This window comes from Ruegeria sp. CH8 (assembly GCF_056536985.1).
Genome location: NZ_JBQFQR010000005.1, coordinates 187,367 through 200,569, shown reverse-complemented (window position 1 = coordinate 200,569; position 13,203 = coordinate 187,367). Strand labels below are relative to the sequence as shown.

The 13,203-nt window shown below is 56.4% G+C and carries 11 protein-coding genes; 6 read left to right on the top strand and 5 right to left on the bottom strand.

What is annotated here, in order from left to right; genetic code table 11:
• Nucleotides 1-83: 83 nt before the first annotated feature.
• Together ACR0ER_RS07815 and ACR0ER_RS07810 are read right to left on the bottom strand one after the other, a co-directional pair.
• Complete coding sequence (locus ACR0ER_RS07815) at nt 84-1,331, bottom strand: MFS transporter (protein ID WP_480768434.1); 1,248 nt, start codon at nt 1,329-1,331, stop codon at nt 84-86.
• Nucleotides 1,332-1,486: 155 nt separating this feature from the next.
• The gene (locus ACR0ER_RS07810; protein ID WP_170329636.1) at nt 1,487-3,088 is read right to left on the bottom strand and encodes a BCCT family transporter; all 1,602 of its coding nucleotides are present in this window, start codon (nt 3,086-3,088) and stop codon (nt 1,487-1,489) included.
• A 438-nt stretch (nt 3,089-3,526) separates the two neighbouring features.
• On the opposite strand from ACR0ER_RS07810, the gene pnp reads away from it, so the two are divergent.
• Both pnp and ACR0ER_RS07800 read left to right on the top strand, forming a co-directional pair.
• Complete coding sequence (pnp, locus tag ACR0ER_RS07805) at nt 3,527-5,677, top strand: polyribonucleotide nucleotidyltransferase (protein WP_170329638.1); 2,151 nt, start codon at nt 3,527-3,529, stop codon at nt 5,675-5,677.
• A gap of 86 nt (nt 5,678-5,763) precedes the next feature.
• Nucleotides 5,764-6,153, top strand: a complete 390-nt coding sequence (locus ACR0ER_RS07800) for a nuclear transport factor 2 family protein (protein WP_480768433.1) — start codon at nt 5,764-5,766, stop codon at nt 6,151-6,153.
• A gap of 6 nt (nt 6,154-6,159) precedes the next feature.
• Here the strand turns inward: ACR0ER_RS07800 and ACR0ER_RS07795 are convergent, their stop codons facing one another.
• Nucleotides 6,160-6,795 (bottom strand): DUF1326 domain-containing protein, encoded by a 636-nt coding sequence (locus tag ACR0ER_RS07795; protein WP_170329640.1) that lies wholly within the window; start codon nt 6,793-6,795, stop codon nt 6,160-6,162.
• Between the two features lie 505 nt (nt 6,796-7,300).
• Here ACR0ER_RS07795 and ACR0ER_RS07790 point away from each other — a divergent pair.
• Nucleotides 7,301-7,990, top strand: coding sequence for an outer membrane protein (locus tag ACR0ER_RS07790; RefSeq protein ID WP_480768432.1), 690 nt, complete (start codon nt 7,301-7,303; stop codon nt 7,988-7,990).
• 164 nt (nt 7,991-8,154) lie between these two features.
• Here ACR0ER_RS07790 and ACR0ER_RS07785 read toward each other — a convergent pair whose 3' ends face one another.
• Nucleotides 8,155-8,805: a peroxiredoxin gene (locus tag ACR0ER_RS07785; RefSeq protein WP_480768431.1), complete on the bottom strand. Its 651-nt coding sequence runs from the start codon at nt 8,803-8,805 to the stop codon at nt 8,155-8,157.
• Between the two features lie 184 nt (nt 8,806-8,989).
• Between ACR0ER_RS07785 and ACR0ER_RS07780 the strand changes: the two genes are divergently transcribed.
• On the top strand, nt 8,990-10,429 hold the full coding sequence (locus ACR0ER_RS07780) for an aldehyde dehydrogenase family protein (RefSeq protein WP_480768430.1): 1,440 nt from the start codon (nt 8,990-8,992) through the stop codon (nt 10,427-10,429).
• 44 nt (nt 10,430-10,473) lie between these two features.
• Here ACR0ER_RS07780 and ACR0ER_RS07775 read toward each other — a convergent pair whose 3' ends face one another.
• Nucleotides 10,474-11,325, bottom strand: a complete 852-nt coding sequence (locus ACR0ER_RS07775; protein ID WP_170329644.1) for a methylated-DNA--[protein]-cysteine S-methyltransferase — start codon at nt 11,323-11,325, stop codon at nt 10,474-10,476.
• A 118-nt stretch (nt 11,326-11,443) separates the two neighbouring features.
• Here ACR0ER_RS07775 and nth point away from each other — a divergent pair, with 118 nt between their 5' ends.
• Nucleotides 11,444-12,088, top strand: a complete 645-nt coding sequence (nth, locus tag ACR0ER_RS07770) for an endonuclease III (protein ID WP_480768429.1) — start codon at nt 11,444-11,446, stop codon at nt 12,086-12,088.
• Complete coding sequence (locus ACR0ER_RS07765; protein ID WP_480768428.1) at nt 12,085-13,074, top strand: adenosine kinase; 990 nt, start codon at nt 12,085-12,087, stop codon at nt 13,072-13,074. Before nth ends, ACR0ER_RS07765 begins: the two co-directional genes overlap by 4 nt.
• Nucleotides 13,075-13,203 lie beyond the last annotated feature (129 nt).

Below are 13,203 nucleotides of genomic sequence, written 5' to 3'. Positions count from 1 at the left end.
TGCGCACCCGTTTCCAAGAGGAGATACGGATCGACAACCAAAAAGGTCAAAAGCGCCCACACACAGAGCGCCAAAAATAGGCACTATTTGCCTTTGGTATCCAGGGCTTGGACGCCCGGATACCGAAACAGTTTTGCCATCGCGATCAATGCCAAGATGCAGCACGCAATGGCGATAATAAACGGCATTTGCAAATTTATCGCCATGAGCGATCCGCTCAGTGCCGTTATGGTTCCCGACCCCAACGCGTAAATTGCCACTGTTACTCCCATCACCCAACCTTGCTCAGATGGTCCGACACTCCCAGAGAACAAAGACAGCATTGTCGGATACATGATTGCGAATGCGATCGTGATTGGAACGATCAGGACGAAGGAAAGACCGGGCATAGGGTTGAGCATGAATGCCAGTATCCCAAGACCCATCGCAGCGATGGAAACATACAATATGGGGAACTTCTTAAACCGCTCGTGCAGGGGCGCCGTAAGGTAGGCACTGCCAAAGGCCATGGACCCTCCAAACACGGCAAGAGCCATACTGTTTTGGAGTGTACCGAATTTGAACTTTGTCAGAAGGTAAGTGTCGATAAAGAAGAAAAACGCGTTCAGGCACATAAGCGAAAACAGCATGACGACCGACAGCCGCAGAACGACAGGATGGGACCGGACTTTCCAAAGATTGGCGACGACATCCAAAGGGCCGAAGTCGACTTTTTGCTTTTTGAAACCGGGTTCGAAGAAGAAAAAGATGATCAGCGCCATATTGATCAAGATAAGCCCGATGGCGACATAAAACGGCAGTACAAGCGACGCAGATGACCCCATCAGATTTTGGTCACTAAGCAACCCGGAAATCAACGGCCCCCCGAGCAAGCCGAGAGCGGCAGCCGCCACAATCATCCCCAGGTTTTTGGATTTTTCCTGATCGTCATGGCTTATGTCGATCAACGCGGCTTGCGCTATCGGTTGGTTCGCGGTTGTGAAACCGGAAATTGCCCTGCCCAACAGCAACAGCCAGTAGTTGGACGACAGGATCGCGAGCACAGTCAGAACGTATCCAATCAACGCACCGCTCAGGCAAATCAAAATGCCGCTTTTACGCCCGATATAATCTGACAACTTGGCGATAAATGCGGCGCCAAAGAAGTAAAACAAAAAGAAGACGACAATCAAAACCGTATAATCAAGCTGGCGGATATTTGCGGGTGTCCCGTGCGGCAGGAACGGTTGTTGCGGGTTCAGCAAGACCGTGTTGAAAATTGGCACAATTAGGCCAAATCCCATTACGTCAATGAATACGACAAGCAGCAATGATAACCGTGAGAGGTTCATAGAAACTACCTAAATGTGAACCCAGACAGACCCAAAGTTACAACAATACGAAAATACGACGGAACGAAGCCTTAAGAGCTCAAAACCGAATTTGTTGAAGTAGGAGAAACGCCCACCTTTCGATGGGCGTTTCGAGTTTCACAGGACCCTCAGCCCTACATTTTCGCCTTCTCTGACTTCAGCGCCAGCCACAGGCAATAGCACATCATCAGAACCACCAGCGTAAACGGAATGCCGGTTGAAACCGCAGCACCTTGCAGGGCAGAAAGCCCGCCGCCCAGAAGCAGTGCTATGGCCACCAGCCCCTCTAGCGTACACCAGAACACGCGCTGGATCACCGGGGCATCCATCTTGCCGCCTGCGGTGATCGTGTCGATCACGAGCGAGCCGGAATCCGACGAAGTGACAAAGAACACCACGATCAGGATCAGCGCGATGGGGGCGATTATGCCGTAAAGCGGCAGTTCCTTCAGGAACCCAAACAGCGCACCCTCGGGGGCATAGCTGTCGATCACCGTGGCACGTACACCTTCAGCTCCGCCTGCGTTCAGCATGTCAATCGCGGCGCCGCCAAAAGTTGACATCCACAGGGCGCAAACCGCCGTTGGGGCCAACAGGGCGCAGATGACGAACTCTCGCACAGTGCGACCCTTTGAGATACGCGCGATGAACATGCCCACAAACGGCGACCATGCGATCCACCACGCCCAGTAGAAGGTCGTCCAGCCGTGGAAGTAACTTGTATCTTCTCTTCCGAACGGGTTGGACAATGACGGAAGGTGGAACACGTAATCTACCATCACGTTGAAATACCGGGCGATTGCAGTACCGACACCAGTCACCACGATCACAAAGATGAACAGGCCCACGGCCATGATCATGTTGATCTCACTCAGCCGTTTCACACCTGCATCCATGCCCATCAGGACTGAGCCAAGCGCGATCATTGTGATACCGATGATCAGCAGTACGGTGACGGTTGGGCTGGGTTCGATGCCGAACACCTCGTATAGCCCTGCCGCAACCTGTTGCGCGCCCAAACCCAATGAGGTGGTCAGACCGAACAGGGTCGCAAACACCGCCAGCGTGTCGATGATATGACCCCACCAACCCCAGACACGTTCACCCAAGATCGGATAAAAAGCAGACCGGAGCGTCAGCGGCAAACCAAGGTTGTAGCTGAAGATTGCAAGGCTCAGGCCCACTGCGGCATAGACCGCCCAACCCTCAAGACCCCAATGGTGGATCGTGCCGACAATCCCGATGTATTCATTACCCGGCACCGCAATGTCGATGCCCAGCGGACGCGCGTTACCGTCTTCTGCAAAGTTGTAGTAAACGGGTTCCATCACGCCAAAGAACAGCAGACCAATACCAATACCAGCCGCAAACATCATCGCAATCCAACCAGCATAGGAATAGTCGGGTTTGGCGTCTTTGCCCCCAATTCGGACCTTGCCGACAGGCAGGATGATCAGCACCAGACAGAACAGGGTGATTGCATCAACGGAAAGAACCAAAAACCAGTCAAACGTGCTGGTCAGCCATGGCCGGAGCCAGCCGAAAAACGATGCCGCAGCTTCCTGGTTGGCCAATGCGATCAGAACGAAGGCAAAGATCAGGATACTGGATATCAGGAAGACCGGATTGTGGATGTCCAGACCGAACGGGCGGACGTTATCCTGCCCCAGTTCGTACTCTGTTTCGAAATCATAGATCCGCGGATCCGGATCCAGCATTTTCTTGCTTTGAGCCATTCGATGCCCCTCTGTTCGCCTGATGCAAACGCCAAGGTATTCGTGCGGCCGACGGATAATGAGTTTTCTACCCCTGGCGCGTTTCCGTCCCTTCGACCGCGGGTTCAGTGGTAACAGCCTACACGGCAATCACTTTTTCACAAAACGCATTCATTTTGCACAATATGTGTACGATATTCAGGCCAAGTTTGACTCTGCTTCGGCCAGCCTCAGTTTTACCCGAGTATCGGCATCCAGCGGCGGAATATCTGACAGAAACAGGCCATTTTTCCGGTTTCGCTTTCCTTCCAACCCATTCTGATGTATGCGCGCGGTATCTGAGACGTTGTGCCCTGACCCCGGCACTCGAATGGAAGATAAATGGGGTCGGCGGCAATGGGGTCGCCATTCAAACCGGAGACCCGCAGGGGCGGGAGTGCTCCGTTCTAGGATACGCATATGTTTGATGTAACGAAGAAATCGATGCAGTGGGGCGAAGAGACGCTTACGCTGGAAACCGGCAAGGTTGCCCGTCAGGCTGACGGCACCGTAATTGCCACGCTGGGCGAAACCAGCGTCATGGCCAACGTGACCTTTGCCAAGCAACAAAAGCCCGGTCAGGACTTTTTCCCGCTGACCGTGCACTATCAAGAGAAATACTATGCCGCCGGTAAAGTTCCGGGTGGCTTCTTCAAGCGCGAGGCGCGCCCGACCGAGAAAGAGACGCTGACCGCGCGTCTGATCGACCGTCCGATCCGCCCGCTGTTCGTTGACGGATTCAAGAACGAAGTTCTGGTGATGTGCACCGTGCTGAGCCACGACCTGGTCAACGATCCCGACATCGTTGCGATGATCGCTGCATCGGCTGCGCTGACCATCTCGGGCGCGCCGTTCCGTGGCCCAATCGCCGGTGCCCGCGTTGGTTTCGTGGATGGCGAGTACGTCCTGAACCCGACCGTGGATGACATGCAGGACCTGCGCCTGAATCCGGAACAGCGTCTGGATCTGGTTGTCGCCGGCACCAAGAACGCCGTGATGATGGTGGAATCGGAAGCATACGAACTGTCCGAAGCAGAAATGCTGGGCGCCGTGAACTTTGCGCATGAGCAAATCCAGCCGGTTCTGGACCTGATCATCGATCTGGCCGAAGAAACCGCGAAAGAGCCGTTTGACTTCCAAGCGCCCGATTACTCAGAACTGTATGCCGCTGTTTCGGCTGCCGGTGAAGAGCAGATGCGCGCCGCGTTCGCAATCACCGACAAGCAAGAGCGCACCGCCGCTGTTGCCGCTGCCCGTGAAGCGATCAAAGAAGCACTGACCGAGGAACAGCTGGAAGACGGCAACCTGGGTTCGGCGATGAAAAAACTGGAAGCAGGCATCCTGCGCGGCGACGTCGTCAAAGGCGGCAAGCGCATCGACGGTCGCTCGACCACCGATGTTCGTGCCATCGAAGCCGAAACCTCACTGCTGCCGCGTACGCACGGTTCCGCCCTGTTCACCCGTGGTGAAACTCAGGCGCTGGCCGTTACCACGCTGGGCACCGGTGACGATGAGCAGTTCATCGACGCGCTGCACGGCAACTTCAAATCGAACTTCCTGCTGCACTACAACTTCCCTCCGTATTCGGTTGGTGAAGTTGGCCGCGTTGGTTCGCCCGGTCGTCGCGAAATCGGCCACGGCAAGCTGGCATGGCGTGCGTTGCAGGCTGTTCTACCCGCACCGACAGATTTCCCCTACACCGTTCGCGTGGTGTCGGAGATCACTGAATCCAACGGCTCAAGCTCGATGGCCTCTGTCTGCGGCGGTTCGCTGTCGATGATGGACGCGGGTGTTCCGCTGAAAGCACCGGTTGCCGGTGTGGCCATGGGTCTGATCCTGGAAGATGACGGTGAATATGCTGTTCTGACCGACATCCTGGGTGACGAAGACCACCTGGGTGACATGGACTTCAAAGTGGCAGGTACCGAAAACGGCATCACCTCGCTGCAGATGGACATCAAGGTCGCAGGCATCACGCCGCAGATCATGGAAACCGCTCTGGCACAGGCCAAAGAAGGCCGGATGCACATTCTGGGTGAGATGGGCAAGGCGCTCTCCGAGACCAACGAATTCTCGGTCCACGCCCCGCGCATCGAAACCATGAACATCCCCACCGACAAGATCCGCGAAGTGATCGGCTCGGGCGGTAAGGTCATCCGCGAGATCGTGGAAACCTCGGGTGCCAAGGTCGACATCAACGACGACGGCGTCATCAAAATCGCCTCGCCGGATGGTGAATCGATCAAGAAGGCCTATGACATGATCTATTCGATCGTGGCCGAGCCGGAAGAAGGTCAGATCTACACCGGTAAAGTGGTCAAGATCGTCGACTTCGGTGCCTTCGTGAACTTCTTTGGCAAGCGCGACGGTCTGGTGCACGTGTCCCAGATCGAAAACCGCCGTCTGAACCATCCGTCGGATGTTCTGAAGGAAGGTCAGGAAGTGAAAGTCAAGCTTCTGGGCTTTGACGATCGCGGCAAGGTCCGCCTGTCGATGAAAGTCGTCGATCAGGAAACCGGCGAAGAGATCGTTCCCGAGAAGAAAGAAAAGAAAGAGGAAAGCGCAGAGTAATCTGTTCCTCTCTCAAATGATGAAGGCCCCGGTGAACCACCGGGGCCTTTTTTATGGTACAGTGCCGCCCAGCAGGAGGGTTGGTGATGTCTAACAAAAACCAAATGGATGAACTGGCGCGGCAATACCTGCAAGCCATCGAAAGCGGCGATCTGGCCATGATGCTAAGTTTGTTTGCTGAGGATGCCACGGCGATCTCTCCGATATCGGGCAAGCAACCGGCACGAGACTTCTACACAAACGTCATGAACATCACGAGCGACCGGTCAACCGTTCATAAGAACACCTTTGCAGATACATCCGGCGCGCCTCAGATGGCAGTGCATTTCAATTACACGCGCACCATTCGGGACGGTCACCCCGAGACGATCGAATGCGTCGACCTGTTTGAACTGACCGGCGATCAAAGCAGGTTCAAATCCGTCCGGATCATCTATGATACAGCCCCGGTTCTGGTGGATTTCGGCGAGGCCTGATCCCCGTCAGTGTGCCACCCCGGATGGCCCGTGCTTCATGATGTGCCACTGGCCATAGCTGTCCTTCAGATCCAGCGTTATAGCCGCATTTGCTTTGGTCGATGCGCTACCAATCTCTGCCAGAGTGAATTCGATGCCACCCGGAATGTCGATCCGGACACGATGCGGCCCACCGCCATGAGGCGCTTGAATAGGTTCGCCGGTAGATTGCAGAACATCACCGATAACGACTTTGGCCGTTCGACCTTCCATGTCCATTTCGAATTCAATCGGCACATACAGGGTTTCGTGCACGGTTTCGCACATCGCACGGAAGACATACCAATGGGTCGCCATTTCTTCTGTCTCTTCGCCGTGAAATACCTTTTCCAGCGCTGCGCGCTGCGCGTCCGAGGCACTGGGATCAATGATCACCTGCATCTCTCCTCCGCCTTCAAAGATCGGACCGGGCCAGGCATAAATTAACGCTGCCTTCGTTCCCTCAAGGTCAACATCCCCAAAATGACCCTTGGCGATTTCAAGCACTTCGAACCCACGGCAATGGCCGTGTGTCGGTAATTCCTCGAACTGGCAGGGGCAGGCATATCCGCAAACGCAGTTTCCAAAAGCTTCGCCTTCAACGTACCAATCTGTAAATGCCATCGTGTTCTCCTGTGGTACACAGTCTGAATGCCCGATGTTTCTGATTGTCCGGCCTGTAGCTACGCCCGCCTTAGACATCCTACCATGTTTCGCCCGTTTTCTGAACTTGTGCCCTTTTTTCCCGATGCGGACTGTTTGCAATAGCACATATTCACAGGTCATAGCGCAATGACGCCCGAGTTCGCAGCCAGCCAATTTCGACCGTTGGCGGAACTACGCGGAAACACCCAACCTATCAGACGCCATCCCCGTAGTTGACCTGAGGCCCTGCTGATTAATTAGCTTTATAGGATGCTTTACGGTCCTCAGAACTTTCAGGAAACGTTCCTGAATTTGACCAACCAACCCCAGAAACCATCCTTTTTTCACCTGAGTTTTCTGGCCGTGATTATTCACTCACACCTTCCCAAAAACCCGTGAATCGAAGTGAGTGTCCTGCGCCTTTCTTTCTCGCCAGCTTCGCCCACATGTGCGCCATACCAAATTCGGAACAAAGGACATGGTTATGGTTACGCGTCTCATTTTGGCTTCGGCTGCCTTGACGATCAGCGCATCGGGGTTGGCCGCACAAAGCTTGCCGGAAGGTCTGTATTTTCAGGGCTACGCCGGTTTCAGCCAGTTGCAGGACAGCGACTTCAGCGGAACTGTCAACAGATCATCTCAGTCGGTGGATACGGATTTCGACACCGGCTATGGGCTTGGGATCGCGGTGGGGACTGAAATTCCTCAATGGTCCAACAACCAGATCGGAACGCGAGTTGAATTGGAGCTGTCCTATCGCGAAGGCGACGTGGATGGCGTAAATTTCTCGGGCAATGGTCCGGCAGCCGAAGGCAACATCTCGGGCGACGTCGCGCAGACTTCGCTATTTGCGAATGTTCTGGTTGATTTCAAACAGGCCGGAGCCTTCACCCCATATGTCGGTCTGGGTCTGGGGGCTACCTATTCTGATGTGGATTTCGCCTATGGCCCCGGAGTTTCGCTGGACGGCAGCGACACGAACTTTGCGGCGCAAGTCATCGCCGGTGTTGCGTATGAAATCGATTCGAACGTGGCGCTGACGTTAGACACTCGCTATTCCCGCGCGTTCGACGTCTCATCCGAACGACTAGCCCCCAATGGTGTTTCGACCGGTACGGTCGAAGACGATATCGACGCATTCAGCGTCAACGTCGGCCTGCGCTACGGGTTTTGAGTGCACAGAGGAAAGAGTTTTCCTCCAGTTTTCTCTTCTCCCCATGTTCCCGTGCTCAATGCACGGGGGCATGCACTACTTTAGCGTCCTGAAAACACTTTCGAAGAGAAACGCGCCTGAGGCGCGATGTGGGGGGCAGGTAGCCCCCCTGACCCGGTTCCGACTTATGACGGTGCCTTGGTCTTGCGCAGATAGGGGAAGATCGTCTCAAACTCGCCGAACTTCTCTTTCGCTTCTTCATTCGATACCGCAGGCGGGATGATCACATCCTCACCCGGCACCCAGTTGGCAGGTGTCGCCACACCTTTGGCCGACATCTGCAACCCGTCCAGCGCCCGCAGAATTTCGGCAAAATTCCGGCCCACGGTCATCGGATAGGTCATCGACAGTTTCAACTGCTTGTCCGGCCCAATGATAAAGACCGACCGCACCGTGGCACTGTCCGCGGGCGTACGGCCATCGGGCAGATAAGCCTCGGCGGGCAGCATATCGAAGGCTTTGGAAACGGCCAGACCATCGTCGGCGATGATCGGGAAGCCCGGATTGGCCTTACCGTATTCTTCGATGTCTTTTTTCCACTTCTTGTGGTCTTCGACCCCGTCTACCGACACACCGATCACCTTGGTGCCGCGCGCCGCCCATTCGTCGTTCAGTTGTGCCACGGCCGAGAATTCGGTGGTGCAGACCGGAGTGAAATCCTTGGGGTGCGAGAACAGGATGGCCCAGCTGTCGCCTATCCAGTCGTGGAACTGAATGGTGCCCTGATCCGTTTCTGCTGTGAAATTCGGAACTGTATCGTTGATACGCAAACCCATGGTAAATCTCCTCTCCTGTGAAAAATCCGAGTCGGTTGTCGTCAACCTAAACACTTTGCGCAATTGTTAAACCATTTTGGGCCATTAAATAATTTGATCAAATTACAGCTTGCCGCGCCCCAGCGCCAGTGCCAGAGTGGCCCCGACACACCGGGTTTAGACGGTTCGCACAGGAGGATGCACCATGATCGAAAAACGCGATTTCTACATCAACGGTCAGTGGGTCGCCCCGTCGGCGGCCAATGACTTCGAAGTGATCAACCCCTCAACCGAGGAGCCCTGCGCCGTGATCTCTCTGGGCGCACAGGCGGACACGGACGCCGCCGTCGCCGCTGCCAAGGCCGCACTGCCCGGCTGGATGGCCACTCCGGTCGCAGAGCGGATCGCGCTGGTCGAGAAGCTGGTCGAGATTTACCAGACACGATCCGAGGACCTGGCGCAGGCGATGTCGCTTGAGATGGGCGCGCCGCTGGACCTGTCGCGGACCGCACAGTCTGGCGCCGGGATGTATCACTTGAAGAACTTCATCCGCGCCGCCAAGGCCTTTCAATTCGATCGCCCTCTGGGTGACCACGCCCCCAATGACCGTATCATCTTTGAGGCCGTCGGCGTCGCTGCCCTGATCACGCCATGGAACTGGCCAATGAACCAGATCACGCTCAAGGTCGGCGCGGCAGCGATTGCGGGATGCACCATGGTACTCAAACCCTCGGAACAAAGCCCGCTGAACGCGATGATCTTTGCCGAGATGATGGATGAGGCCGGCTTTCCGCCAGGTGTATTCAATCTGGTGAACGGCGATGGGGTCGGCGTCGGATCGCACCTGTCGGCGCATCCTGATGTGGATATGGTCAGCTTTACCGGATCAACCCGCGCAGGCACTGCAATTTCCAAGAACGCAGCCGAGACACTGAAGAAAGTGCATCTGGAACTGGGTGGCAAGGGCGCAAATGTGATCTTTGCCGATGCCGATGAAAAGGCCGTCAAACGCGGCGTGCTGCACATGATGCAGAATACCGGCCAAAGCTGTAATGCCCCCAGCCGGATGCTGGTCCAACGCCCGATTTATGATCAGGCGGTTGAGACAGCAGCCGAGGTGGCAGACATGGTCAAGGTTGGACCAGCGCTAGAGGAAGGTCGCCATATCGGACCGGTGGTGAACGAGGTGCAGTGGACCAAGATTCAAGACCTGATCCAGAAAGGCATCGACGAAGGCGCCCGTCTGGTTGCGGGCGGCACCGGACGGCCCGAAGGTCTAAACAAGGGTTATTACGTGCGCCCCACGGTTTTTGCTGATGCCAACAACCAGATGACCATCGCCCGTGAGGAAATCTTTGGCCCGGTCCTGACCATGATCCCCTTCGACACCGAGGAAGAGGCCGTTGAGATCGCCAATGACACTCCCTATGGCCTAACCAACTATGTCCAGACGCAGGACGGCGCCCGTGCCAATCGAATGGCGCGGGTGTTGCGGTCCGGCATGGTTGAGATGAACGGACAGTCGCGCAGCGCAGGTTCTCCGTTCGGAGGGATGAAACAGTCCGGGAACGGGCGTGAAGGTGGCGTTTGGGGCTTGGAAGATTTTCTGGAAGTCAAAGCCGTCGGCGGCTGGGCCGCGGAATAACCTTATCCAGTTGTGAGGCACCTGACGGTGCCTCGCTCTATGTCTCAGGCATCCGCCTGAGCAGCTTCATAGGCCAGCATAGCGCGTTTGACAGGCAGGCCCCAGTGATACCCTCCTAAGCCGCCGGATTTGCGCAGCGCCCGGTGGCATGGGATCAGCCAACTGACCGGGTTGCGCCCGACCGCTGTCCCCACGGCACGCACCGCCTGCGGCGAACCCACCCGTTCCGCGATCTCGGAATAGGTCGTCACCTGACCGGATGGGATATGCATCAGCGCCTCCCATACTTTGATCTGCAAGGGTGAACCGATCAGGTACAGCGGCGTTGGTTCTAGCCGGTCGCTGACCGATCCGAAAGCGCTCAGCACCCAGGGGCGCAGGCGCATCGGGTCCTCGACGAATTCCGCCTGCGGCCAGCGCGAAAGCATATCCTCCATCGCCTCTTCTTCACCGGTTTCGGCACCGAAGGCCATGCCGCAGATACCTTTGTCGGTGCCCATAACCAGCGCCGGGCCAAAGGGGCTTTCGAACCAGCCCCAATAGATCGTCAGGTCTGCGCCTTTGCGGGCGTATTCGCCGGGGCTCATGGATTCCCATTTCAGGAACAGATCGTGCAGGCGGCCACTGCCGGACAAGCCGACGTTATGCGCCGTTTCTAGCGTGGTGAACCGTTCCCGCAGCAGCGCCTTGGCGTGGCCCAGCGTCAGGTATTGCTGATACCGTTTCGGTGACACACCGGTCCAGCGTGAGAACAGGCGCTGGAAATGGGCCGGGCTCATGTCCATCTGACGGGCCAGCTCCTCAAGGCTGAGGCTCTCGCCGCCCTGATCGATCAGCTCGATCGCGCGCCGCATGACGTTATAATGATAGCCACTTTCGGGGGTCTGGACGTTCATGTCTCTCACCTCTTTGTCTGGGATTAAACATAGCGCGCCGGTTACGTCCCCGCGACCCGGAACATGCGCAATGGCTTTGGGCTTGTGTCACGGCCTCACGGGCGGCATTAAGGCCCGGATGGCAAAACAACTTGGATATCACAAGATCCGCGAGATCTTTACCCGTTTTCACGAGGCCGACCCCGAACCAAAGGGCGAGTTGGACCATGTAAACGTCTATACTCTGGTCGTGGCTGTGGCACTTTCGGCGCAGGCGACCGATGCGGGCGTGAACAAAGCCACCAAAGAGCTGTTCAAGATCGCTGACACGCCCCAAAAGATGCTGGATTTGGGCGAAGAGGGCTTGATCGAACATATCAAGACCATCGGTCTGTTTCGGCAAAAGGCCAAGAACGTCATCAAACTGAGCCGCATACTAGTCGAAGACTACGACGGCAAGGTTCCCAACTCCCGCGCCGCGCTGCAATCGCTGCCGGGGGTCGGGCGTAAGACGGCCAATGTAGTGCTGAACATGTGGTGGCACTATCCGGCGCAGGCAGTGGACACCCATATCTTTCGCGTGGGCAACCGCTCGGGCATTTGTCCAGGCAAAAACGTGGATGCGGTCGAACGCGCCATCGAGGACAATATTCCAACCGACTTCCAGCTCCATGCACATCACTGGCTGATCCTGCATGGCCGCTATCACTGCAAAGCCCGCAAACCCATGTGTGGCACCTGTATCATCCGCGATCTCTGCGAATTTGAGGACAAGAACTTATGAAAACCTACCAGCTTGTTGGCATCGGCAATGCCGTTGTGGACGTTATTTCTCAAGCCGATGACAGTTTCCTGGAACTGATGGGGATCGAAAAAGGCATCATGCAACTGATCGAGCAGGAACGCGGCGAAGTTCTGTATGCTTCGATGGAGGGCCGGGTGCAGACGCCGGGCGGGTCCGTGGCCAACACCATTGCCGGGGCCGGTGCGCTGGGTCTGGACGCGGCGTTCATCGGACGCGTGCATGACGACGCCCTGGGCCGGTTCTACGCGGATGCGATGAACGAGGATGGTGTTGATTTCGTGAACCCTCCGGTTCCAGGTGGGGAACTGCCAACCTCGCGTTCGATGATTTTTGTTTCGCCTGATGGCGAGCGGTCGATGAACACCTATCTGGGCATTTCGTCCGAGCTGTCCTCGGCCGATGTGTCCTCGGACGTGGCGGGCAACAGCCAGATCATGTTCCTTGAAGGCTATCTGTTCGACAAGGAAAAGGGCAAGGCTGCGTTCCTTGAGGCCGCGCGCAATTGCCATAAGGGCGGCGGCAAGGCCGGTATCGCCATTTCCGACCCGTTCTGCGTCGAACGTCACCGGGTCGATTTCCTGCTGCTGATCGAGAATGAGCTGGATTTTGTCATCGGAAACGAGGCCGAGATCAAGTCGCTGTTCGAAACCGACGATCTGGAAGAAGCACTGGTCAAAACCGCCGAGATTTGCCCCTTGGTCGTCTGCACCCGCTCGGGCGACGGTGTGACCGTTTTATATGAAGATCAGCGTATCGATGTGCCGGTGGAAAAGGTGGTGCCGGTGGACGCAACCGGTGCGGGCGATCAGTTCGCCGCCGGGTTTCTGTTTGGCATGGCGACGGGCCGCGATTACGAGACTTGCGCCAAGATCGGCAATGTCTGCGCCCGCGAGGTCATCAGCCATATCGGCCCGCGGCCCGAAGCGAACATGCAGGAATTGCTGCGCGACGCTGGACTGCTGTAAGTGAGTGGGCGCCCGGACCGAGCTTGGCAACTAATCCGCTGCGGTGGTCGTTTCATACGTGCCTAAAACTGGCTCAAAATCTCAGAGTAGATCACCCAATTCGGGTTGAAGCTTGAAAACCAAAGCGCA